22 protein-coding genes and 2 tRNA genes are annotated in these 24,763 nt (G+C 49.5%); 16 read left to right on the forward strand and 8 right to left on the reverse strand.

Going from position 1 to position 24,763, the window contains the following annotated elements; genetic code table 11:
- The first annotated feature begins 151 nt into the window (after window positions 1-151).
- The 8 genes from F1593_RS18560 (at window position 152) to F1593_RS18595 (ending at window position 8,484) form a co-directional block, all read left to right on the forward strand.
- Complete coding sequence (locus F1593_RS18560; RefSeq protein ID WP_149403061.1) at window positions 152-472, forward strand: hypothetical protein; 321 nt, start codon at window positions 152-154, stop codon at window positions 470-472.
- Window positions 473-695: 223 nt separating this feature from the next.
- Window positions 696-1,397, forward strand: a complete 702-nt coding sequence (locus tag F1593_RS18565) for an RNA polymerase sigma factor (RefSeq protein WP_172632244.1) — start codon at window positions 696-698, stop codon at window positions 1,395-1,397.
- Window positions 1,398-1,402: 5 nt separating this feature from the next.
- Window positions 1,403-2,419 carry a cupin domain-containing protein gene (locus tag F1593_RS18570; RefSeq protein ID WP_149403063.1) on the forward strand — a complete coding sequence of 339 codons (1,017 nt, stop codon included), beginning with the start codon at window positions 1,403-1,405 and terminating at the stop codon, window positions 2,417-2,419.
- Between the two features lie 108 nt (window positions 2,420-2,527).
- Window positions 2,528-3,709: a thiolase family protein gene (locus F1593_RS18575; RefSeq protein WP_149403064.1), complete on the forward strand. Its 1,182-nt coding sequence runs from the start codon at window positions 2,528-2,530 to the stop codon at window positions 3,707-3,709.
- Between the two features lie 143 nt (window positions 3,710-3,852).
- Window positions 3,853-5,532 (forward strand): acyl-CoA mutase large subunit family protein, encoded by a 1,680-nt coding sequence (locus F1593_RS18580; protein ID WP_149403096.1) that lies wholly within the window; start codon window positions 3,853-3,855, stop codon window positions 5,530-5,532.
- Between the two features lie 115 nt (window positions 5,533-5,647).
- Window positions 5,648-6,526, forward strand: coding sequence for a GNAT family N-acetyltransferase (locus F1593_RS18585; RefSeq protein WP_149403065.1), 879 nt, complete (start codon window positions 5,648-5,650; stop codon window positions 6,524-6,526).
- A 173-nt stretch (window positions 6,527-6,699) separates the two neighbouring features.
- The gene (locus tag F1593_RS18590) at window positions 6,700-8,187 is read left to right on the forward strand and encodes a serine/threonine protein kinase (RefSeq protein WP_149403066.1); all 1,488 of its coding nucleotides are present in this window, start codon (window positions 6,700-6,702) and stop codon (window positions 8,185-8,187) included.
- 60 nt (window positions 8,188-8,247) lie between these two features.
- Window positions 8,248-8,484 carry a hypothetical protein gene (locus F1593_RS18595; RefSeq protein WP_149403067.1) on the forward strand — a complete coding sequence of 79 codons (237 nt, stop codon included), beginning with the start codon at window positions 8,248-8,250 and terminating at the stop codon, window positions 8,482-8,484.
- Between the two features lie 113 nt (window positions 8,485-8,597).
- On the opposite strand, the gene F1593_RS28460 is transcribed toward F1593_RS18595, so the two are convergent.
- Window positions 8,598-8,894: a hypothetical protein gene (locus tag F1593_RS28460; protein WP_172632243.1), complete on the reverse strand. Its 297-nt coding sequence runs from the start codon at window positions 8,892-8,894 to the stop codon at window positions 8,598-8,600.
- Here F1593_RS28460 and F1593_RS29880 point away from each other — a divergent pair.
- Entirely contained in the window at window positions 8,823-9,035 is a 213-nt protein-coding gene (locus F1593_RS29880) for an HNH endonuclease (protein ID WP_149403068.1), read from the forward strand. The two genes, F1593_RS28460 and F1593_RS29880, sit on opposite strands and share 72 nt — an antisense overlap.
- A gap of 572 nt (window positions 9,036-9,607) precedes the next feature.
- Here F1593_RS29880 and F1593_RS18605 read toward each other — a convergent pair.
- From F1593_RS18605 to prmA, 6 genes are all read right to left on the reverse strand, one after another.
- A complete protein-coding gene (locus F1593_RS18605; RefSeq protein ID WP_149403069.1) occupies window positions 9,608-9,970 on the reverse strand; it encodes a hypothetical protein in 363 nt (120 codons plus the stop codon).
- Window positions 9,971-10,050: 80 nt separating this feature from the next.
- Window positions 10,051-10,758: a polymorphic toxin-type HINT domain-containing protein gene (locus tag F1593_RS29885; RefSeq protein ID WP_149403070.1), complete on the reverse strand. Its 708-nt coding sequence runs from the start codon at window positions 10,756-10,758 to the stop codon at window positions 10,051-10,053.
- Between the two features lie 74 nt (window positions 10,759-10,832).
- Window positions 10,833-11,084 carry a hypothetical protein gene (locus F1593_RS18615; protein WP_149403071.1) on the reverse strand — a complete coding sequence of 84 codons (252 nt, stop codon included), beginning with the start codon at window positions 11,082-11,084 and terminating at the stop codon, window positions 10,833-10,835.
- A 352-nt stretch (window positions 11,085-11,436) separates the two neighbouring features.
- A complete protein-coding gene (locus F1593_RS18620; RefSeq protein WP_149403072.1) occupies window positions 11,437-11,652 on the reverse strand; it encodes a hypothetical protein in 216 nt (71 codons plus the stop codon).
- A gap of 295 nt (window positions 11,653-11,947) precedes the next feature.
- On the reverse strand, window positions 11,948-12,736 hold the full coding sequence (locus F1593_RS18625; RefSeq protein WP_149403073.1) for a 16S rRNA (uracil(1498)-N(3))-methyltransferase: 789 nt from the start codon (window positions 12,734-12,736) through the stop codon (window positions 11,948-11,950).
- 5 nt (window positions 12,737-12,741) lie between these two features.
- Window positions 12,742-13,662, reverse strand: coding sequence for a 50S ribosomal protein L11 methyltransferase (prmA, locus tag F1593_RS18630; RefSeq protein ID WP_149403074.1), 921 nt, complete (start codon window positions 13,660-13,662; stop codon window positions 12,742-12,744).
- 293 nt (window positions 13,663-13,955) lie between these two features.
- On the opposite strand from prmA, the gene F1593_RS18635 reads away from it, so the two are divergent.
- The 5 genes from F1593_RS18635 to recO all read left to right on the forward strand — a co-directional run bounded on the left by F1593_RS18635 (window position 13,956) and on the right by recO (window position 19,943).
- Window positions 13,956-16,358 carry a helicase-associated domain-containing protein gene (locus tag F1593_RS18635; RefSeq protein ID WP_172632245.1) on the forward strand — a complete coding sequence of 801 codons (2,403 nt, stop codon included), beginning with the start codon at window positions 13,956-13,958 and terminating at the stop codon, window positions 16,356-16,358.
- 4 nt (window positions 16,359-16,362) lie between these two features.
- Window positions 16,363-18,789, forward strand: coding sequence for a helicase-associated domain-containing protein (locus F1593_RS18640; RefSeq protein WP_172632246.1), 2,427 nt, complete (start codon window positions 16,363-16,365; stop codon window positions 18,787-18,789).
- A gap of 116 nt (window positions 18,790-18,905) precedes the next feature.
- Window positions 18,906-18,977, forward strand: a tRNA-Gly gene (locus F1593_RS18645).
- 14 nt (window positions 18,978-18,991) lie between these two features.
- Window positions 18,992-19,062, forward strand: a tRNA-Cys gene (locus F1593_RS18650).
- Window positions 19,063-19,127: 65 nt separating this feature from the next.
- A complete protein-coding gene (gene recO / locus F1593_RS18655) occupies window positions 19,128-19,943 on the forward strand; it encodes a DNA repair protein RecO (RefSeq protein ID WP_149403077.1) in 816 nt (271 codons plus the stop codon).
- Window positions 19,944-19,951: 8 nt separating this feature from the next.
- Here recO and F1593_RS18660 read toward each other — a convergent pair whose 3' ends face one another.
- Entirely contained in the window at window positions 19,952-20,503 is a 552-nt protein-coding gene (locus F1593_RS18660) for a hypothetical protein (protein WP_149403078.1), read from the reverse strand.
- Window positions 20,504-20,831: 328 nt separating this feature from the next.
- Between F1593_RS18660 and hisD the strand changes: the two genes are divergently transcribed.
- Together hisD and F1593_RS18670 are read left to right on the forward strand one after the other, a co-directional pair.
- Entirely contained in the window at window positions 20,832-22,148 is a 1,317-nt protein-coding gene (hisD, locus tag F1593_RS18665; protein WP_149403079.1) for a histidinol dehydrogenase, read from the forward strand.
- Between the two features lie 801 nt (window positions 22,149-22,949).
- Window positions 22,950-24,755: a serine/threonine-protein kinase gene (locus tag F1593_RS18670; protein ID WP_149403080.1), complete on the forward strand. Its 1,806-nt coding sequence runs from the start codon at window positions 22,950-22,952 to the stop codon at window positions 24,753-24,755.
- The last annotated feature ends 8 nt before the right edge of the window (window positions 24,756-24,763 follow it).

The following is a 24,763-nucleotide window of genomic DNA, read 5'->3' on the forward strand; positions in this document are numbered from 1 at the left end:
AATTGGTCACTGACTTCCCACGGTTTGGTTCGGGCCATCTTGGTTTCTCCTTTGCTTGGGGGATTCGTGTTCCTTTCCTTGTTCTTGATTCTATCATCTCCTTCCACGTTTTCGGATAAGTTCTAAGGCGGCTGATCGCTATGAAGAAGCTATGAACATTTTGCGCGCAGCAGGCGCTGCCAATACCGGGCGAGATGCCTTTCCCACAGGCTCAGAGCGTGCCTCCGCTATCATGAATGACTATGCAGTCACTGATCCCACCGTTCCTACCACCCCCGAAATGTATCCTGCCGCTCCGGAGGCTTCGAGCGGTACTGAGGGCATGATCAATCCTGGTCTTCCAGAGGCCGAACGCACGGTAGCAACTCCTCATGTCACTGATGAGCTGAGCCAGCCTGCTGTGACAGAAGTGGCGCGTGAACATGAGCAGCAGAAGTTTGAAGAAGAAGAAGTGGATGAGCGCTCCTGGTAGCATTCGTTTCTTTTACATTCACAAGGTATTCTCTCGGTCAATTGCTAAAGTCAGACCGAGAGAATACCTTCTTTTTATTTATTTTCTTATGCTATGATGCTGCGAAAGAATTGCCTCGGTCGCCCCCAGAAAAATGGATTTTGCCTGTTCTGAAAATTACATGATCTATTGACGTGTATATGGCAGGAAGAATTCTATCCTATTTGGGGGGGATATGTCTGCTATGTTTAATTTACTGGCTAATGCTGGTATACTAATCGTACCAAATGCGGATATTGGTACAACGCATGTACATATACGAGAGAAAGTATATCCCAGCATGACAGTGGACAAATCAGCCAATCAGCCGCAGGCTGGTTCCTCAGCAGATGACTCCGCGCTGATACATTTGTATGAGCAATATCGTCGTCCCATTCACTCCTACACATACCGTTTGTTGGGGAGTCAGGAAGATGCTGATGATGTGACGCAAGAGGTGTTTATCCGAGTTTTTACATCCTGGAAAGGATTGTATGAACGCGATAAACTCTCGGCATGGCTCTATCGCATTGCGACTAATCTCTGTGTGGATATTTTGAGAAAGCGCAAGCGTATTTCATGGTGGCCGTTGCGCTTTCGTACGCATCACGATAGTGTGTCTGATGACGATGCTCATGAGGACTTTTCTGCTTTTCTGTCCGATACCGGTGGCATTCCTGAAATTGCTGAGCGGGAGTTGATTCGTTCAGTACTGGCTCAGATGCCGGAAGAATACGCGGTTGTGCTTGTGTTGCATGCGGCCCAGGGGGTACCCTATCAGGAAATTGCCGACATTGTTGGAGTTTCCCCCAATGCGGCAGCCACACGTATTTCGCGCGCTAAGAAGTTATTCGCTACCCACTATCAACGTCTCTCTAAGGATGGTGTTGGCAAGCAGGAGCAATGAGTGATATGAGCAACACCAACGATCAGAATAATTTGTTTGAGCGTGGCCAGAGCACGCGTGAGCGACATGCGCGTCTGCTTGAGCTTCCTCCACTGCCCGCTGCTACTGCTGTGGGTCCTGAGGTATGTGCGACGATGCGTCTCTATCTGGCTGTCTGGCAAGATCTGACACCAACGCAAATGTGGACAGTATCACAACATGCCCAGCTGTGTGCTCAATGTCGTAATGAGCAGCAGATGTTGGAGCGGGCCGGAAACTTAATCCGGCATCTGCCTGTTTCTCAACCATCCGCGCACGTCGATCAGGCTGTGATGGCGGCTCTGACCGCGCGTCGTAATCTTCGACCTATGCCCGTGACTCCGATTGGCATCAGGCGTACACACCAACGCCGCACACGTATGATTGGTTCGCTGGTAGCTGCTGCCATCTTGCTACTTGCGCTGGGTTTTGCCGCGACGAACTTCCTCTTTCCCAGCCAGCAAGCCTTCGCGTTGCCTGCGACGCTATCATGGAATAACTATGTTCTGTTCCATACGCAGACGATGGCTGGTTCCCAGGGACAGCATTATGAAGTGACCTACTATCAAAATATGAGTGAACATGTTGTCAATGAGGAAACAGTACAGCCTGGCAAGCTCGATCTGGTCGTTGTGCACGATCAGCAGAAATCTTTGGGATTGGATATGATGCATCATGTGGCGCAATGGGATGTAACTCCGATGTCAGATGATGGAACATGGTTCAATTTGCAGCATTTACGCGAGGATTTGCAGCATGGGAGCGCAACCTATCTGGGGAAAGATCGTTTCCGGAATCAGGATGTCTACCGCATTCGCTATGCCGATGGGCATATTCTGTTGCTGGACATGGATTATATGCCGGTGAATGTGCTGTCGTCAGCAAACTCCACTCCGCTGTACGAGAAGGTGCAATGGTTACAACCCTCACAGGTGGCATCATCTATGTGGAACATGGATGTTCCGTCTGACTTCCGTATGGGGCAGGTGCGAAAGGTCTCTTAATCCATCTGGCTCTTTTAACGTGATACAATAGAATCTGTTATGCGTCCTACATCTTCACCGATATTTTCATCTCCAGCGTTGTAGATAGTATGCAAGGAGAGGTTTGCGATGTCTGAACATATTCCGGTTCTGGTTGGTGCTGTACGGACGCCAACCGGAAAATTTCTGGGCTCACTGGCGAGCCTGACTGCACCTCAACTGGGGGCAATCGCGATTAAAGAGGCTGTGCGCCGCGCGGGCGTCGATCCCAATGAACTTGATGAAGTGATTATGGGAAATGTCATTTCGGCTGGCGTGGGACAGGCTCCCGCCCGGCAGGCGGCTCTTCATGCGGGATTGCCCGTCTCTATCCCCGCTTTCACGGTCAACAAGGTATGTGGTTCGGGTTTAAAGGCGGTCATGCTGGCAGCCCAGGCTATTCGCGCTGGCGATGCTCAAGCCTTTGTGGCTGGCGGCATGGAGAGTATGAGCAATGGCCCTTATCTGCTGACAGAGGCGCGTAGCGGCTATCGTATGGGCGATAAGAAGGTTGTGGATAGCGTCGTGCATGATGGTCTCTGGTGCGCCTTTGAGAATATCCATATGGGTAATGAAGCCGAGATTATTGCTGAGAAGTTTGGCGTGACGCGTGAAGAGCAGGATCGCTTTTCGCTCCAGAGTCATCAACGTGCCGCTGCTGCTACAGAAGCTGGCCGCTTTAAAGATGAGATTGTACCCGTTGCGATTCAGCAGAAGCAGCATACCCTCCTGGTCGAGACCGATGAACCGATTCGCGGCGATTCTTCAATGGATGCACTGGCGAAATTAATGCCCGCCTTTCAGGAAGGGGGCACGGTGACGGCAGGTAATGCTCCTGGCTTGAGCGATGGCGCATCGGCAACCATCGTGGTTGAGCAAAATTTCGCGCAAGAACGACAACTGCCGGTACTGGCTCGCATCATTGGTTATGCCTCAGCCGCGATTACTCCCCGCTATATCTTTGCCGCACCGACCCTGGCTGTACGCCGTCTGCTTGAACGCACAGGATTGCACATTGGCGATTTTGATCTGATCGAGGTCAATGAAGCGTTTGCCGCCCAGGCTCTGGCGAACGGCAAAGAGTTGGATTTTGATTGGTCACGCGTCAATGTCAATGGTGGCGCGATCGCGCTTGGTCATCCCATTGGTTCCAGTGGATCACGCGTGCTGACAACTCTGCTGTATGAATTGCGGCGGCGCGGTGGTGGTCGTGGTCTGGCAACACTGTGTCTGGGTGGTGGTGGGGCCGTAGCTTTAGCCATCGAAGTATAGTGCATACCATTTGCTAAGTAGCAGGACAAACGGCTTACACGATGATGTGTCTATTCGTGCTGATGTCTGGCGAAGAAAGCGAGGCGGTCGCCATGCCTGAACAAGAATCGATAGAGACAACGCAGCCTGTAATCGAGCAGGGGATGTTGTTTGATCCTGCTGAGCTTGCACGTCTGGAGGTGGCTCACCAGCAGTGGGAGGAGACGGCGCTACACCAGTCGTTACAACATCTCTCTGAGCGTGATTTACTCGAAACCACTTCTGGCGTACCGATCAAGCGCCTCTATCTGCCACAGGATATCGCCACCTTTGATTACATGCGCGATAGTGGTTTTCCTGGCTCCTATCCTTTTACGCGGGGTGTACAATCTACTATGTACCGGGCGAAGCCGTGGACGATGCGTATGTTTGCTGGCTTTGGCACCGCCGAGGATACCAACACTCGTTTTAAATATCTGTTACAGCAGGGCCAGACAGGACTCTCGACCGCTTTTGATATGGCGACTTTGTATGGCTATGATACCGACCATCCTCTGGCTGCGGGTGAATTTGGTAAATGTGGCGTCGCCGTCTCCTCGCTGGCCGATATGGAGCTATTGTTTGCGGATCTTCCGCTGGATCAGATCACCACCTCGATGACGATTAATGGTCCTGCATCGGCGATCTGGGCGATGTACATTGTCAATGCGGAGAAGCGGGGTATTCCACGTGCCCGGTTAGGTGGCACGCTCCAAAATGACATTCTGAAAGAATATATCGCGCAGAAGGAATATCTTTTTCCTCCTGAACCCTCGCTGCGCCTGGTGATTGATACCATCGAATTTGGGGCACGCGAGATGCCGCGCTGGAATACCATCAGTATTAGCGGCTACCATATTCGTGAAGCGGGCGCTACGGCTGTACAGGAACTGGCCTTTACGTTAGCAGATGGACTGGCCTATGTGGATGCCGCCCTGGCCCGTGGGTTGTTGATTGATGAATTTGCGCCACGCCTGTCTTTTTTCTTCGATGTTCATAATGACATTTTTGAAGAGGTGGCAAAGTTCCGGGCCGCCCGTCGCCTGTGGGCCAGATTGATGCGCGAACGCTATCACGCCAGAGATCCTCGTTCATGGATGCTGCGCTGTCACGCGCAAACCGCCGGAGTATCGCTCTCCGCTCAGCAGCCAGAAAACAATATTGTACGTACCACGCTTCAGGCTCTGGCAGCCGTGCTGGGTGGCACTAATTCCCTGCACACCAATTCCCTGGATGAAGCCCTGGCCTTACCTACCGAGCAGGCTGCATTGATTGCCCTGCGCACTCAGCAAATCATTGCTCATGAAAGCGGTGTAGCTTATACCATTGATCCTCTGGCTGGCTCCTATTTTATAGAGCAACTGACCTCTGAAACCGAACAGGCTGCGTACGCCTATCTGGAGCGTATTGATGCGCTGGGTGGTGTACTGGCCTGTATCCAGAATGGCTTCTTCCAGCGTGAGATTGCCGAGTCCGCGTATCGCTATCAGCAAGAAATTGATACTGGTCGCCGCCAGATCGTCGGAGTCAATGCCTATACAACCGATGAGCCACTCAAGGTGCCAACCCTGTATGTGGATTATACGGGCCAGCAGCACCATCTGGATCGCCTGCGCTACGTACGCCGTACCCGTGATCAGGCTGAGGCCAGGCGCTGTCTGGATAATCTACGCCGTGTCTGTGAGACACAAAATAATACCATGCCTGCCTTATTAGAGGCTGCACGCGCTTATTGTACGCTGGGTGAAATGACCAATGTGTTACGCGCTGCTTTTGGAGATTATACAGAACCCGCCATCTTTTGAGTCGTATGGATAACAAATATGACATAATGGGAAAAGATTTTTCTCTGGATGAGGATATTCAGCTTCTTGCAGAGTATGGTAGATAAAATGCAATGAAATGGAGTTATAGAGGGATATGCCAGACGAGCAACAGCAGGGACTGTTCAAAAAAAGCACTTTGACATTCGATGAGGTGGAGGCAATCAAGCAACTTGCCATCCTTTGTGAGACCCATGAGCAATTACATATGCGTCTGGAATGGTCGATGCTCCAGTATCGCTCAGGCACAGCGACCAATGATTTTTTGTATTATGAGGATGGCTTGCTGGTCGGTTATCTCGCTATGGATGACCATCCTGCCTCAGAAAATGAGTTGGTCGGCATGGTGCATCCTGAGTATCGACGGCGTGGCATCTTTAGCCAGTTACTCACGGCCGCACAGGAAGAGGCCCGTGCGCGTGGTGTACAGCAATTTATCCTTGTTTGTGAGCGCATGGCGTATACCGGACATGCTTTCCTGCGGGCGAAAGATGCTCGTTTAAGTGAATCCGAGCATGAGATGATTCTAGCCAAATTGCCCCAGCAGCGCGTGTCCGAACATCGTTTAAAGGTGCATCAGGCCGACAGGAGCGAGATTGATATTCTTGTTGCAGTGCAATCTGATAGCTTTAACGATCCCATTGAGGCAACACGTTCTCGTGTTGAGCAATGCCTGCAACATCCTGATCGCATCTATTATCTGGCAGTCACGGAGGCTGGAGAGGCCGTTGGCTGTTTCCGGCTAGATAAAGGCGAAGATTTCGTTGGCATCTATGCTTTTGGTGTTCGTTCCGCGTATCAGGGGCATGGCTATGGGCGGCAGATGCTGGAAGAGGCTATCTCGATTATTCGAGCACAGACCCAAAAATCGATTATGCTCGATGTGGATGTTGAGAACACACGGGCTTTTCGCCTCTATCAAGGCTGTGGTTTTAAGATCCGTACTACCTATGATTATTATGTACTTGAATTGTAAATGGCGCTGTAGCTAAAGACATGGATTATCCACGGAGCTTTTTGTGCGATCGCCGTGGGCTTCCACTGGGGCTTTACATTGAGGGGGCCAATCGTCACGACAGCAAACGGCTCTTCTCTACCTTGATGGCTTTTTATCGTGACACCACAAGGGAATAAGGGAATGATACACAAATGAGTGATTTTGTTGGAAAACAATTTGGGAATTACCTCTTGACCAAAGAAATTGCCCGTGGGGGTTTTGGAACGGTGTATCAAGCAGAACATACCATCCTCACGAACAAACAAGCGGCCATCAAAGTGCTTCATGATATTCACCTGAATTCTTCTAAAGAACGCGAAGCCTTCTTACAAGAAGCACAGTTCCTGGATAAGCTCAAACATCATTTTATCCTGCCATTCATCGATGTTGGCATTCAGCAGAATATCCCTTTTCTTATTACAGAATATGCTGTATCTGGTTCTCTACGGAAACGCCTCGAAGCACAATCACCACGCTTGCTCAGGGTTGAGGAAAGTCTCACTATTTTGTCACAGATTGGGCAAGCACTTCACTATGCACATCAGCAGACTCCTGCCATCATCCATCGTGATCTCAAACCAGACAATATTCTCTTTAATCAGCAAGGCGAAGCACTCCTGGCTGATTTTGGCATCGCAACCATTCTCTCAACGGCGAGTCTGATCCTCACCAGAGTCACCGGGACACCTCCCTATATGGCTCCTGAGCAATTTCGTGGGTATGTGAGTCGGGAAACGGATCAATACTCCTTGGGATGCATTGCCTATGAACTGTTTACCGGGCAAAAACCGTTTACGGCCCCTGATTTCGTTGCCATGGGATTTAAGCATGCCGATGAAATGCCAATTCCACCAACACAACTGAACCCAGACCTTCCCCAGCATGTGGAAGACGCAATTCTTAAGGCAATGGCAAAACGGCGTGAAGATCGCTACCCTGATGTGGTTGCGTTTGTTGCCGGGTTGTATGGGTCTTCCGATACCCAAAGAAAGACTGAGTCCAAGGACCAGCAAAGTCGTCCACCATCTCCTCCTCCTCCTCCAGATGACCCCACAGTTTCAATGAAAGTGTCTGAGTCACTTGATCCAAAAACAGTGCTGGAGAGAATCCGGCGGAACGATGTTCCATCTACCTGGCATGTTCTCAAAAAAAAAGTATTATCACCTATGCCCATCAGCGATGTTTTTTTTGCGTTCTTCGGCGTACCCATCTTTGGAGGGTACATAGGCTTGCTATCGGCGCACGACTCTCTCTCCTCTCTCTTCTCTTTCCACCCACCCCAGTCTGCGATTATAGGTGCGGCGATAGGTTTGGTAGTGGGACTGTGTCTCACCAGCGTCAATGAAGAGGCCATATTAGTATTCATGCCCAATGGTTTTATCGTTGACAATATCTCCCCTGTAAAAAATCAAAGATATATCATCAGCTACAAAGAAGTCGAGGATATTCGTTTTGACAGCACGAGTGAAATGCTTATAGTGGTCAAGACCACTGCTGCCTCTGGTTTTACGTTATTACCTATTGGGGGCTTTCACGAAGCTCCTCATCTCATTGCGCAACGTGTTGAACAGGCATACACCCGCTTTCGCCTCTATCAGATCCTATTACATCGATGTGAGATGATTCGCCATCACACGTAATTTACCGGTGGCTTTGCTGATTTTCCAAATCACATGGAATTCAAAGGATTTGATATTACTGTGAACGAGGGTGTGCCTTCTGGTATCAAGCCTGGCTCACTACCGGATGCCAACGCTTTCTCACCCGCTCCTGCTTCGTCGAAGATACGCCGCTCATCACTCACTGCCACCTCTGGCAACTACACACACAAAGATGGGGAACACCGCTTTCTAAACGGGTTCCCCCACGACATTACTGCCAATTATCCGTGTAGCCATCCACCAATCTCGGCGCGGGAATCACCTATCCACCCCTGATCGTCCGGTCTATCTCCTTCTCCCTTAAATGATATCTTTTATGCCCAGAACTCCCCAACGATCAACTTGTTTCCCTTGTCTCACAAACCATCATGGTCTGGCGAGAAGATTTGTTATAGTTCATCATAATCTACCTCCTCTAAAACAAAAGTGAAATCTTGACACTCAAACAATATATCAGCATGATCAGCAATATCCATAAAAACATATGGCATTTTTTTGCCAGGCTGAACGAGAATATCTACTTTCCATCCAGTATAAAGGGTTGCATAGGCATTATCACTCACATTGTATGCATGTATTTTTAATCTGAGTAATTCGAACAAGATGGAGATACCATGGAAATTGATTACATCACTCAAAAAAATCAAGGAGGAGGGGAAGAGATAAGCAACAAATGTCTTCTCCATCGACATTGCCATGATGACCGACACGCTAGGCCTGCCGAAGGTATCTCTGACAAAGACCATAACACTGGAATTGAGCCGGATGAAGGGAAACCTTCATGTCCGGTTTTGAAGCCGAGCAGAGGAGGTAACTCCTTTGCTTAGGTCAACAATCGGGTTCGTCGGCATTCCACGCGGGCATACATGAGTCCACTCCAGTGTAAAAAACGGAGGATCAACGTACGTTACATAACATTTGAAGCAATACATTTTCATTGGTAGAATAAATACGTATTACGTAATATGATGTAAAAACGTTTTCTGTTCTCCTCAGCTCTAACCACTAGAGACTCTACAAAAACGGGGCAGGCTCATTATCTGCCTCAGACCACTACAGAAGCTCCGTAGCCTATCAGGTTGTCAGAATCAAAGCTCATAGCCTATAGACATCCTGACATAGACCCTCCACGTTTAGCAGTATGTGTATTTCAGGTGGATTAGATTTTTTTCGTGCATTTCTGTCGTGCAACGTCTTCTGCGTCGAGAGGATGATGAGGATATTAAAGAGTACAGAAATCACGATGAAAAATCTCTGTAAACTTCTTCTGTGTATGTCTCTGTCAGCCTCCGTACACTCAGGAAATCAAGGCCAAGAAACTGGGATTTTCAACCTTACTACCTCTTGCGGTCAGTCGGAATAGAGACGCCAGAGCTTTCAGCTAAGATGATTACAGATGCTAAAAAGCTTTGATCATTATTTCACAATGTGCTCCTGTGCCATTGTCCATTATAGTATAAAGAGTATAATGTATCTTCTCCTTATCCTGTTGACTTGAATATAATGTCATGCTGCTATATTCAATACTATTTACAAATTTTTTTAAAATTTTTCTTCCTTTAATATAAGAAAAATTTTTGACTAAAATATCTACTGTATAAGTAGCGCTTTCAACAGTGTAATCTAATTTAAAACTACCGATATCTTCACACTCTTCAAGGAACATAGTAATTTCTATAATCATTCCTGAATCTATTTTGTACTCGAATTGCTTAGAAAAATCATGCATCATCATTAGTATATTTTTGGTATTTTTACCCATTTTTCCTCCTATTAACTGTCTTTAGCAGTTAAACCTCTATATAATAAGTTTAACTGCTAAAGTTCGATTTTCAATAATTTTTAGGGTTTAGGGATGAAATTTGTGTCGTTAAGAGAGGCTGGATGTGAAAAAACCGTAATAATTCTTTCTATGTATTGATTAGTAACTACGGTATTTCCTCTCTTATCACTAAATCGGAAACGCTTTTCCAAAATCCCCGGATCCTTTTCTGTAGGTACCCATTGCTCTATTTTCCTGCCTTGTCTTACAATATTATCTATAGCTTCTGGCGTGAAACCTCTTTCGTTGGCTCTAGCAGCTCCATGATCAGTAAACTCTAGCCCACCAGGCGTTTCACCACCACCAACGCAAGCATTATGAACGATCCAATGTCCGTCACCCACAGTATACGTGTGATCCTGGGCGACTTCAAGGTTGTACATAGTACTAGCACCGGATAAGGCTTGCCAGCCAGAGACGACGCCGTAGCTGCCGTCGGCTTTGCGGATGTGCAGGCCGATGTGCAACTGGGACACGGGGACAAAGCCCTCTTCCTGCGTCAGGAACGGATGCTTGGCGGTGGTGTGGATGACCTCGTCTTTCTCGTGCGTCTGCCCCTTTTTGTCGGTGGTCGTGGTGGTGATGGCAAGGTCGACTAAGTCAGTGTCGTGATTGATCCAGACATACTTGATCGGTTCCAGCTCCATGTGTTGGGTCTGGGTGTTGTAGGCCAGGACCTTCTCACCTACACTCAGGCTGCCAATCGTCAGGGCTCCCCCGGCAGTCATGACAGAGGTATCAAATGATTGATAAGAAATGTAAAAATCACCTTGTTGGACGGAGCCCCATGTTCCATTTACGGTTATCCTGTAATATTATTTCTAGCATTATCCAGCCAGAATACACAATTTCTTTCTTCGAATTTTTTATGTAGGTAAGTAACTATATCTGCATATTCAATATTACCTTTTTCAGCTTGGTCCATTCGAAGAGGGATATTGTGAAAAACATCTGAAAGCACAAAACAGGTGTGGTAATCATATGAATGACTAGCGAAACGAATATCTATAAATGCCGCATACATGAGCTTTAGAATGTACTCTTTATCTGTCATGAAATCCTCCATTATAGTATTTGAGTAGCACCGCCTCAGTGGACAGGATTCCGAGAGGTGTTACCTCGTCGGTGAGAGATCGAGCGAACCTTTTCTTGGAAATGACCCTTTCTCGACGGCTCTGAAAAGATCGCGAATTTCTGCCGAAAAGTAGCGAAAACTGGATCTACGTTTGTATGTCTCTTCTCATGATTCGTTGGTTAGCGCGAAAGGGTGCCTAGAGCCTTTTCGCACAGCCCTTAGTACTACAGTGCCACTTAGAAGATGAGGAGGCTCCAGAAGCGAGCTCCCGCGGGTTAGGCTTTTGCATGAGACTGAGCCTGAGAAGCCATATCCCGATGATTGTACCTTGCTAACTGGGGCTGTAGTAGTAGGTGGTATACGTCGTCGGCAGGCCGACCGAAGGAGAGGTCCCTGCTGAAGAGCCTTCATCATAGGTGGTATCCTGACACGACCAGACATGCCCTTGCGCATCATCCGTCTCCGTATGCTTCACTTTGTTGGTGATGTAGTAACGGATGCCATTGGTCAGGCTATCATTGATGGCGTAGGTCATCTTATTGGTCACAGCTGCGACATTGGAACCGGTCGTGACCGTTTGGGTGACATTATGATAATGTACTTGCGACCAGAACCATTGGTTGTCGTATGATCCAGGTCAGAGTAGTGATTGGTTTCATCCGTAGCACTCCTATTCAAGAGAGACCATGAGCCGAAAAAAGAAGAACTGGATTGCAAGCGCCACTTTCAACCATAGCAGGCAAAGCCCACACCATCACACAGAAAAGCAGCCGAGCCATTCAACCCGACTGCATTCCCTAAAAAATGCCCGAGGAGTAACAAGGTCCCCGTGAGACTGAGAGTTAGACGGTTCCCAGGATCAGGGCTTCCAGATCGTAGATGACGTTGGCGACGGTTGCCAGGGCAGCTGTCTCAGCGCGTAAAATCCGGCTGCCCAGCGAGACAATCTGTACGCCATGCTCTTTAGCTAGCGCGACCTCTTCGGCTGTTAAGCCACCTTCGGGTCCGATGAAGATCATCACGGTATAGGGTTCATGGTCCGTCGGTGGTATCCAGTCAGTGCGTAGCGTTTGTAGGATCTGATGCAGGCTTTGTCCCTCTTCCTCTTCCCATGGCATGATGGCAAGCGTCCTGGATGGCAGCTCTTGCAAGATGCGTGCGAGTGGTTGAATAGCCTGTAATTCAGGTACGCGTGAGCGACCACACTGTTCAGTCGCTTCTTGCATGATCCGTTCCCAGCGCTGGCGCTTCTTCGGACCCGCCTCTTCTAATCCCGATAATGAGCGTTGACAGAGTGTTGGCACAAAGGTGGTCACGCCCAGTTCTGTCCCCTTTTCCAGGATAAACTCGAAGCGCGCTGATTTGAGCAGTCCCTGGCACAGGATAACGCGTAGCGCGGGCTCTCTTTTGCCGATACGCTGCTCGTTCACCTGGACATCTATGCCGCTCCGGCTGCTCTGCGTCACGCTACATACATATTCAGTTCCGCTGTTATCAAAGAGGATGAGTTGTTCGCCGACGTTAAAATGCAGTACGGCATGAACCTGATGGGCTAACTTTTCTGGGAGCGCCAGCGTTTCGCCCGGCGATATGGACAGCGAGCCAGTTTCACCAATAAAAAAGCGGTGCATCGCTCTTACGCTCGCTTTCGATACGTCAGTGCCAGCCAGTCATCGATCTTCATCTCTTCGACCAGTTCCAATCCAGCGGCCAGTAAAGGACCCTCGGCATCGGGACGGCGAGCTTCAATGATACCGCTGACCACCAGTAGTCCATCGGGGGCCACAACCTGCGCCAGTTGTGGAGCAATTGAGCCGATAATATGGGCGATGATATTTGCCAGTACCAGATCGTATTGACCAGCTGTACGAACAGCCGTTTCTTCATCCAGCACACCCAGGACCACATGTATTTGCTCTTGTAGCCCATTCATCTCGGCGTTGGCTTTGGAACTCTCGACAGCCACGCTACTATTATCAATAGCCTCGATATGAGTAGCCCCCAGTTTCGCGGCAGCCAGTGCCAGAATACCAGAGCCAGTTCCAACATCCAGCAGCTTCATCCCTGGCTGTACCAACTGTTCAACGCGTTCCAGGCACATGCGTGTGGTGGGATGCACCCCGGTACCGAATGCCATACCTGGATCAAGGGTCAGGACGACCTCATCATTTTTGGGTGTGTACTCACGCCAGGATGGGCGGATCACCAGACGTTGCCCGATGTGGGTAACATGATAATAATCCTTCCAGGCGTTGGCCCAATCTTCCTCATCGACGATGCGCGTCTGTAATTCGCCGACAAAATGGGCTCCAATGCTGGAGAAATGCCAGAGGCCCTGCGCAATCTCCTGTTTTTTCTGCTCTTGTGTGCCATCCAGAGGGAGATAGGCATGGACGATAACGGGCTGTCCTTGCAAGATACGGTATTCCTGCCCATCATCACTTAATTCGTATGGCTCTTCAATGACAACTCCATCTCGTGAATAGGTGCTGAGCAATTCACTGACCGACTCTACCGCTTCGGGATGTGTCTGTATTGTTAATTCTAACCACTGCATGAAAACGACTCTCTATCTTTTGTACTATATTAGCCTGATAACTGTGGACTTTATTAAATGCAGCTACAGGCGCTGCGCAAGCGCGGCTACCGCTAGCATGATAGCTCTGACTGTATGGCGTACTTTATAATTATGGTATATGCTGTTGTCTAGCATATCACAGGGGGCCAGTGTTGAATATGTGGTCGATATGCTATGAAACATGTCAGCAAATATTGACCAAAACAGATACTTCGTGCTATCATAGTCGAATATATCAGTTTATAGCAGGTTTTTCGAGTAATTTGTCATTGATGGAAAATGTGATACCTGGCGTGTTAAAGCGCCTGCGTGCCGCTGATATTATCCGCATGGCTGGATTAATCGCGGCTTCGCTGGGACAAGAGTATAATCGAATTGCGATACTAAAAGATACGCAGAGGCGAGGGGCGCGTTTACGCGGCAGTGTGGAACTTTCTTCCATCACCGATACTTTGACGTCAGCTTTTGATGGAAATTCGTCAGTAATACGTTCCTATACAGTGGAAGTAGAACTGATTGGTAACACGTCATGGCGGAGTGCCTGTTCCTGCGATGGAAAAGGTCCTTTGTTATGTTCCCATGCTGCGGCTTTGTTGTATCGCTGGTTGGCGCAACCAGCACTTTTTGACGTGCTCGGCGAAACTGATGAGCCTCTAGCCATCCCTCCCCGGAAGGCCGCCTCTTCCTCATCTCAGCTGTTTCCCGTCCATGCTGGCACGCGTGCTGAGGATACCCTTTCTGAAAATAATGCTGTGGTAGATTACAGTCCTGATTTAGTGGCTATCCTGAGCCAGTTGAGTCTGGGTGAATTGCGTGGTATGGCGCGCGAATATGAGCTTTTGACTAATGGAGCATCCAAACAGCAATTGGCCGAATTGATTGTCGAGGCGCTTAAGCAACCTGATGTGGTGCGACATGTGGCCTCAACTCTGGAGAAGGCGCAACGGCAGTTGCTGTCGGCGCTGTTACTGGCTGGTGGCGGGATTAGCGATGATGATTTACAGGGAATCTTTGAGCGTTTTTCGCTTGGTCAACCTGCTCAGTTGCAACTGGCTCTGCTGGCTTTACAGCATAAAGCCCTGCTCTTTCGTGTCAATCATGCTATCAGCGCCGATGTGGGATTGAACGCCGCACGTTCTTCGGGTAACGGCAACTTGCTGGCGAGCGGTTGGTTTGTACCCGCAGAGGTGCGTAGCGCATTGCGCGTTTTGATTCCAGCCACTCCCTTTGATATCGCCCATGCTGATGAGCAGCATGGAGAGCTTCAGACGCAGCTTGCTCAGCCATATCATATTCTGGCAGATCTGTTGTTAGTGGCACGCGTGTTGCATGGTATGCAGCTTGCTGAGACTGATCCCTGGTTTCCCCAGCGTGCTGCCGATACGGCATCTCTCCCAAGCAGCGTGGGCCGTACCGAAAATTCGTTCTTGATCCTGCGATCAGTGGATATGCCTTCATCACTGTTGTTGGAAACCTTGCAAACGAAATTACCTTTTTCCACGAGATTTTTGAGTTTTGCTGTGCGTGTGCTCTGTCTGGCGGGCATTGTACAAAAGCCAGAACGCGATCAGCCCTGTTTTCGAACCCTCCCCGATGCGGCTCAACTCCTCCTGGGTTCAACACCCTCTGCTGTCTTGCGGGATCTTTTTACCTTATGGCGTCAACATGTGACAACGGCTGAATTGTTTGAATTTTTAGATCATGGTCTCCAGTTACGCTCTCGGATGACCCCCCTGAATGTCCCTGTTTTAAGTATGAATGAGTTAGCAGGCGAAAATACTGAGGCGCGTCAGGTTATCATAAATTTGCTCACGCAGGCCCCATTGCAAAAGTGGATGCTTTTTGCGGCGTTCGCCCGTTTTGTCTCACGGTTAAATCCTTTGTTCTTACAGCGGCGTCAGAAGCTACTGCAACCACCACACTGGTGGTTAGAGGTCGAGACAGGTAAACCTTTGAAGCCTTTGAAATTAGGCGATTGGCAACAGGCAGAATTGCACTACCTGGCATACTTATTGATGGGACCACTCCATTGGTGGGGACTGTGTGATATTGTGCTTTCCGAGCAGGGGAGTTTGCTGGCGTTTCGTATGACAGATCTTGCTGCATGGCTCTTTCAGACAGATGCTACTGCGGCTGCGGAATTGGAGGCCGAGATCCCTGCATCTACCGAGGAGATAGTACAACAGATCCAGGTGTTGGAAAACGATACCCTATTGATCCCTTGCTCCGCGCACTACTGGCCGGTTATTGCATTGCTCGAAAGCTTTGCGGAAGTTGGAGGTGTAGAGCAAGGCTGTTTATGTTATCGCTTTACGCCACTCGCTTTGAGCACGGCCCTCAGTCGTGGACAACGTCCCGATGCTTTGCTAGCATGGTTACGCAAGCTTGCCGAGCAGCAGCCGCAGGATAGTGAACGCAGCGAGCAGTTAGTACTTCGTTTAGAACAATGGTTGGCTGGTTATGGTCGTGTACGCATCTACTCTGATGTAACATTGCTGGAAACAATTGATACTACGGCCATGCGCGAGCTCACAGCCATCTCTCCACTTGACACGCAGGTTGTTCGATCCTTACATCCTACCCTGGTAGTATTGCGGAAGTCTGCTATTGAGCGTCTGGTTGATGATCTCAAACGACGGGGTCAATCTCCACTCATTCACGATGAGGAAGTATAAGCGCATGGATCAGAATGACCTTGAGTTATTGCAAATGGTTCCCTTGTATCATTTACAGGCGATTGCTAAGGCATGTCACCTCTCTACGACGCTCCGTGTCTTTTCTACGGCAATTTCGGCTTCCAGTGATCTTTCTGCCACTCCTTCTACTCCGGTTGTCCTGGAGATGGCGCATTATCTGTTGGATGCAACCTCAATTGGCGAGATGTTCAACGAACTCGATGAGTTTGAAGTCTCATTGTTGCTTGAATTGCTGGCCTGTGGTGGACGCGCGAATAGTCGTGATCTCGCGCTCTATTTCCAGGGAGCCGCGCCGCTAGGTACGGTACACTCAGAAGAAATGAGAATATTGGCTCTCAATGCGGGAGTACAAATTTATCAGCCAGGGACATCGCTGCAGCCTCCACGCTATCCCGTCCCGCATCCACATGGGACATTTGAGCAGGCTGTACACCATTTATTGTTATTGGGTTGTGTTTTTTGGGGCAAGCAGACGCATTTTGTGGGGCGCGATTATGCCAGTGGAATGCATGATGGCTTATTGATTGTTCCGCAGACCATTTTGAACGCGGCGCGCCGTAAGTGGCATGCGGAAGCACCATCTTTGCCAGATAGCAGTGTTGCGGGGCGTATCGTCCAACACGATGAGCGTCTGGCTTTTTTTCAGCGCAGGCTTTATCGCTACTGGTCTTTTGTTGCAGGGATGCGTGGGGGTCTGACGTTGATTAATAATGGCCTCTTGTCCCGTACTGGCTTGCGCCAGATGATTGATCACATGAATGTCCCGTCGACTATTGAGCCTGTGCGCCTGGAAAGCGATCATGCACAACTGTTATTCATCCGCCTGTTATTGATACAGTTAGGATTATTGCGTGTACGACAGAATGCCTTGATCGCTGCTCCTGCCGAGACCTTTTTTTCGCTGCCTCTCTATGAGCGAGTTCAGCTCTGTTATCATGCATATCGCGATAGCGACTTTTGGAATGAACTCCTCTATTTGCCGGAGATCAATGTACGCCCTATTCCTGAACCATTGACGCCCGCACATGAGGAAATTCTCCGCGCACGCTGTCAGGTCATTGAACGTTTGCTGATTGAGCCCCCGGCTAAATGGCATCAGCAGGCTGCCTTGATCGCCCGTGCCAAGTTACACATCCCTTATCTGCTTTTTCCGCGCCAGTATGGTCCACGCGCTGAACGCTATTCGCAAGGATGCAATCCCTATGGCTGGGATTTCCGTTTACGGCGTGGTTGGCTGACTCACCGCGAAGGATGGCATATGGTTGAAGGCGGTTTTATGCGCGCCATGCTCACCGGACCGCTAGCCTGGATGCAACTGGTACAACTTGATCAGGAAAAATTGTCATCCACCTTCCAGATCTCTGAGGCCGGTGCGCTAATTATGCGCGATGTTCCCCTGCAACTGGCTGAGGAGGATGTGCAGAGTAATCGTCTTATCGTGCAACCTAATTTTGATCTGGTGGTACTGGCGCCTGTTTCTGAAGGATTGTTGGTTCGATTGGATCGTTTTGCCGATTGTGTTAATCTGGAGCATATTGCCCAGTATCGTGTGAGCAAAGCGAGCGTAACGCGTGCGGTTCAGCATGGTCTGTCTGCTTCGGATCTGCTCGTGCTCCTGGAACTGAATATCGAGGGAGATATTCCACAAAACGTGCGCTATTCTCTGGAGGAATGGGAGCGACAGGCTCGTCGGGTTGAGATATGGCCGCATGCTACCTTGCTTGAAGTTGAGGATAGCGCTCTATTGGATCGTTTCTTTGCAGATCCCTCGCTGAGTGTTCTTTTTCGCCGTCGTCTGACACAACAACTGGTAGAGGTCGTGCCAGAGAAATTATCCGAGGTTCAGCAATTACTCTGGCAACAGAATGAGCTACCCGCATACTCTACCGCAACTAATGATTCGATTACCTCTGGTCATACCTTGTCCGCGCATGAGCCGCAATGGCATCTGCATGAGGACGGCACGTTGTCACCTGTGTATGCTGTGTTGGACTTCTATCTGATTGCTGAAGCTTTGCTGTTCTGTGATCGTTCTGAACAAACTGGAGGATTGCGCATCACTGCCGCATCTCTACAGCGTGCCCTTGCGTCTGACATCAGCCTTGAGCAGATTATCGCTTTCTTACAAAGCTATTGTGCTGATGGTATTCCTGGCTCTTTTCTCATTCGTCTCAAGCTCTGGGGAGGTGGATATGCCGCGACACAATGCATTCATGTCGAGCAAGCGCCCCTGTTGCGCCTGTCTGCAGATGTATTGCGTGATCTTCAGGCTGATCCAGAGGTAGCATCCTTATTAGGGAGTGAAGTTGCCGCCGAGCAACGTCTGGTCCATATTGATGTTGCACAGCTTGCTCAATTGTTAAAGCTCTTAGAAATACGTGGTTTTTTGACCAACGCTCAAGAAGATTAAGACAAAGAGTGTAAGCCTGACAATTTTTTCTCTAAAAACTGTTGACAAACCATAAAGGGTATGATATCTTATCCCTACAAAACGTTGATGCATTTCTCCTGAAAAGAAATGCAGATGCGGGAGTGGCTCAGTGGTAGAGCACTTCCTTGCCAAGGAAGATGTCGCGGGTTCGAATCCCGTCTCCCGCTCCCCTTTTTTTTTCGGCGACGTAGCCAAGTGGTAAGGCACGGCTCTGCAAAAGCTGCACCAGCGGTTCGAGTCCGCTCGTCGCCTCCCAAAAAGAGACGTGGTATATTTGCCACGTCTCTTTTTTAGTCGCTAATCTGGAAAATCCACCTATGCGTGAGCAACGTAGTTATCCCACCGATGCTATTATTCTTAAACATACCGATCTAGGCGAAGCTGATCGGGTACTTACCCTGCTTACTCCCTATAAGGGCAAAATACGCGCCCTCGCCAAAGGATCGCGCCGACCCGGCAGTAAAAAAGCCGGGCACCTTGAATTGTTGTGTTATAGTCAGTTGCAACTGGCTGTGGGTCGTACTTTTGATGTTGTGACGCAAGCACAAGCGAAAGAGAACTTCTTTCATTTACGCAATGACCTGTGGTATATGACCTGTGGTTTCTATCTGGCCGAGCTTGTGGATCGCTTTGTTGAAGATCGTATGCAGCAGATGGATGTCTATACACTGTTATTGGATACATTACGCACCCTGGATGCCGATGCGGCCGAGCTGAAAAAGCGCCGGGCTGAAGGTGCTGAACCCTCTCCCCAGGACCGGGATCGAACACGCCTGTTGATGCGCTACTTTGAAATATATCTTCTTACGTATATTGGTTATGAACCCGTCTTGCGGAACTGTGCCCACTGTGGTACTGAATTAAAGCCAGAAGAGAATGGCTTCACTCCTACCCTTGGCGGGGCCGTGTGTCCTCAGTGCTCTCAGCTCTGGTCACAGGCACTCTCGCTGAATGCCCTCAAAGTCATGCGCTTATTACAAAGGACTGAATGGTCCCATGTTCCACATTTGCGACTGGATTTACGGCTCCAGGCAGAGATCGAGGCAGCTATGCATAGCTTGATCCGCTATCACCTGGAGCGTGATTTAAAATCCTGGGGTTTCCTGGAGATGCTCACTGTCCACACCTCCTGATAGGATGATCAACCAAGGACACGATGACTATAAATAAGCGTATCCGCTCGATTGTAGAGCTCGGCCTGGATGGGAAGATCAACAGGCTGATCAGTTAAAAAGAGCACCATCCCATTTTCTACGTTATCTTCGACAACCGTTCCACATTTGGCGATCAGGCATACGCGTGTCACATCCTGTCCATGATCAGCCACAAAGCCGCCGGCATAGAAATGATTGGGCATGCCACCGCCTCCGAGATTAGCCCAGGCTCGTTCAACTACCGGACCAGGATTATGTCCCATAATGCCATCGCCGGCAGCGCCACGGAAGAGCCAGTTCCCCTGCGTATCCTGTTCAACGTAACAGGTAAAATAGATTTCACTCCCCTGCTCATTTTCAAATACTACGATATACACAATGCGTCCGGGTAATGAGCGCTCTTTCAAAAATCTCAGCGTTTTATTCTTCGTCTCTGGCGTATTCTCTTGCGGCGTACCCACTGGAATCTTGCCTGGCGATGCTACTAATAAGCGCGTCAAACGATTAATGATCTCTTGCTTTGGATCTTGATGTGCCATAGGTTTCCCATCCTCATTCATTGCTCTATCCCGTGTCACCATATGGCTCGCAGGATACAGGCACGGATTGTACCAGTCTGTCTAATTTTAGCCATCATACCATAGCGCTCAATGCGAATGACAGCCTTGCGGTCTGATTGAATGGTAGACAATAAACTTACAAGTCGCGTATTATGGTAAAGGATGAAGCCGGCAAGCAGCCTCATCCTGTCCCTCAGAAATATTTAAACAGAATGTAAGGGTATCTCTAGCTCTCGCTCTGTATATGGTGGACGACGTTTGCTGCCATACGAACATAGAAAGTAAATGAAAGGAAGAAGTATACATCATGGTTCATACTTATGAACTGACTACTCTGGATAAGGCGCAACGTGGCCGCCTTCTCCGTCGAGCCGAAGTTGCCATTGATGATCTCCTGGACTATATCCGCCCTGTGGTGCACGATGTACGCGACCGCGGAGATGCGGCGCTTATCGACTATATGGAGCGTTTCGATCATGTGCATCTTACCGCGGATCAGTTTCGCGTGAGTCACGAGGAGATTGCACGAGCCCATGATTTGCTTGATAAAGATGTCTATCAGGCTATCAAGCATGCAATTAAGAATGTGCGCACCTTCCATGAGCGCCAGATGCCGCATGAGCAGTGGTTTACCGAAGTAGCTCCCGGGGTGATGGCGGGCGAGAAGATCACCCCCATTAGCAGTGTGGGACTTTATGTCCCGCGTGGTAAAGGCTCGTTTCCATCCGTGGTGTATATGCTGGCAACACCGGCCAGTATTGCGGGTGTGCCGCGTATTGTTATCTGTACGCCGCCAGCACCCAATGGAGAAGTTGACCCGGCTACACTGGTGGCTGCAGATCTCTGTGGCGTCCATGAGGTATATCGTGTGGCTGGAGCGCAGGCAATTGCCGCGCTGGCCTATGGTACTGAGACGATTGCGCGTGTCCATAAGGTTACCGGACCAGGCAGTCCCTATGTCTCCGCAGCCAAACGCCTGCTCTATGGAACCCTGGATGTTGGTTTGCCCGCTGGACCCAGTGAAGCTGCCATTCTGGCGGACGAGAGTGCCGACCCGGAACTGGTCGTACGCGATCTAATGGTCGAAGCAGAGCATGGTCCTGATTCGTCGAGTATCCTGGTTACCAATAGTCGAGCCTTGCTTGATGCCGTCAAGGATTTGTTGCCTGCCAGAATTGCCTCCCTACCTGAGCCACGCCAGACTTTTTGTAGGACCGGATTTGAGGGCGAGAAGGGCACCGGTGGCCTGATATTGGCACCTAATCTTTCCGAAGCCATTGCTTTTGTCAATGAATATGCGCCCGAGCATTTGCTGGTTCATATGCGCGAGCCATTTGCCGTCCTGCCCGAGTTGCGCAACGCCGGTGAGATTTTATTAGGTTCACGAACTTCCGGTCCACTGGCTAACTATAGCCTGGGAATTAACGCGATTCTGCCCACAGGAGGATTTGCACATACCTTCTCGTGTACCTCTGTATTCGACTTCCTGAAGCGCACCAGCCTGGGTTATGTGACCGCTGAAGGCTATGGTCCACTTAGCGATAGCACACGCATCCTGGCCGACTTTGAAGGCTTCCCATCGCATGCACGAGCCGTCACCGACCGCCCCGAAGCCCGCTTCTAATCTTCCAATAGCGCCATAAAAAAGAGGAGAAGTCAGTAGCACGTATTGTATAACCGACTTCTCCTCTTGACCCTTTTCAAGACCAACTTTGATGCCTTCTTCTTTAATTCAGTCGTATGATCTTTGCTTTTTTATGCTGGTAGACGGTCAGCGAAATTGGACGCTATCACTGTGTGAAAAAGCAGGAGCGGCCACCGTTCTACGGTGGAGTGAAACGCACCGCTTCCCCCATGGTGAGCGTCACCCCCTGACACCTGCTCCCGTCTCTCTTGCAGTGCCTTGCAGGGGTGTTTCGCGTACGACTCCACCGTAGAACGGTGGCCGCTACGTTGGTTCTCCCCATCCACCTTCTCATAGTAGAACAGCGAAAATTCGCTGATATGCACGGATGGATAGAATGGGCTAAATGTTTTTTGAGCGGTAAATGAGGAAGACATAGCCGGTGAGATAAGATAGTTGGATGAGTTGAGGCAGAGGTTGCATTTATTCAGTCTGGTCGCGTACACTATGTCTTAGATAAAGATGAGTATATGTGTGTGTGTTGGTGCTGATATGCGAGAAAGGCAGGTAGCGCCGTCCTGGCTGATGCTGATAAATGCTGTCTTCTGGCCTCTGTTCCAATCGAATAGTTCTATGATTGGGCAACATAACTCGAAAGATGTGTTATAATGCCCCCTATAAAAGTCTAAATTTGAGGTATGGAGCGCATATGTTTTTGAACTCTAGCATAAGACTGGCATAAAATAAAAGTGTAGAAGCCGATCGAAGAGTTCAAATAGTTTTCGCGGTGTAAAAATACGTATGTCAAATAATTATTCATCTGATAACGAGCATGTCTTACCAGTACATAGAGGGCCTGAGCCAGTTGAGACTGGGCTAGATCAGCATGCACGCACACCGCTTTCTCCGCATGCTGTTTCTCCTGAACCGGAAGGGAAGGCATCTCAAAAAGGGTTAGCACCTGGTACTACTCTTTCGTCTGGACGCTATATGCTCGAAAAGCTGATAGCCTCTGGTGGTATGGGCGCTGTCTATCGCGCGATTGATACTCGTTTCCAACGTCCCTGTGCGGTGAAGGAGATGCTGGATAAGTTCCATGATGAGCAAGAGCAGGCACAAGCAGTTGAGTGGTTCTCTCGTGAGGCCACGATGCTCCTCGAATTAAACCATCCCTGTATTCCACGCGTGCGCGATTTCTTTGTTGAGGACAGTCGCCATTATCTGGTGATGGATTTTATTGATGGGTATACTCTCTCGGAAAAGGTGGAGCGTGAGGCGAATGTCGTCGGTGTGAAGGGCGCACGTGGGATTACTGAGCTCCAGGCTCGAAGCTGGATGCGGCAAATAACCAGTGTGCTTGGTTATCTTCATGCTCAACTCCCTCCGATTATTTTCCGGGATTTGAAGCCTTCCAATGTGATGGTAACCGGGCGTGATGAAATTAAATTGATTGATTTCGGTATTGCTCGCACCTTTCAAGCTCAAAGCCAGGCCACGGTGATTATGACGATAGGCTATGCCCCACCTGAACAGTTGCAAGGTATGCCTGAGCCACGCAGCGATATTTATGCTCTGGGCGCGACGATGTATCGTTTGTTAACCCGGCACGATCCCGCCAATAATAAGCCCAATATGTTTCAATTTCCACCGCTGCGTTCGTTGCGACCGGATCTATCCATCGCTTTTGAGCAGATTGTGATGAAGGCATTGGCTCCTCAATTGGAGCAGCGCTGGGTGAATGCCGCTGAGTTGGAACAAGCTTTGATTAATTTGCCCAATATTGCAGTGACACCACCCGTCGTATCCGTTGATCCAACGCTCCTGAGTAGCGTTGCACAGGGGCCACGCTCATCGGGTCCAGCGCCATATCAGCCCCCTGTTTCATCGGGCCCTGTCTCCGCGCCGCTCACTGGCCCCGCGGGAGCGTACCTCTCGAGCGCTCTGGGCCACCTGGGTGCGAAGCGTATAGATGCCGCGTATGAAGCGATCAAAATGGCCCATACGTTAGAACCACAGAATGCATTGGTTCATCAAATCTTTGGACAGATCTTTGCCCGGCGTACACCACCGCAGATTGATTATGCTTTGCAAGCCTATCAACGCTCATTGTCGTTGAATCCAAACAATGCAGAAACTCATAAGCTGATTGGTGATGTCTGGTTCTTCTTGCGTAAAGCGCCGCAGAACGCCATTGCAGCATATATGCAGTCATTGCGGCTAAATCCACAGGATTTTGAATCCCATGATCGGCTTGCGCAGTGTTATGAACAGATGAATCAGGTTGAGCCGGCTTTATATGAGTATCAGCAAGCTTTGCAACTGGTTCCGGCGCAACCTGAGATTTTGCGTTTGCGGTTATCCTTTTCGTTGGGCCAGATAGCGATGCGCGCCACGCAATGGGCTATCGCCGAGCAGGCATTTGTGCAGGTGCTCACCTTAAATGCGGCGGATGCACAGGCTCGCTTCCTGTTAAGCCAGGTGTATGAGCGAGAAGGAAAGTTAGAGGACGCCTTCCGCGAATGCGGCTATGTCATCAATGGACCACTGGGTAAAAATCCTGCGGTCCAGCAATTATTCTTTAGTGTAAAACAACGTTTAGGACGGTAAGAGGCAAT

The organism is Dictyobacter arantiisoli, from assembly GCF_008326305.1.
Lineage (GTDB): Bacteria > Chloroflexota > Ktedonobacteria > Ktedonobacterales > Ktedonobacteraceae > Dictyobacter > Dictyobacter arantiisoli.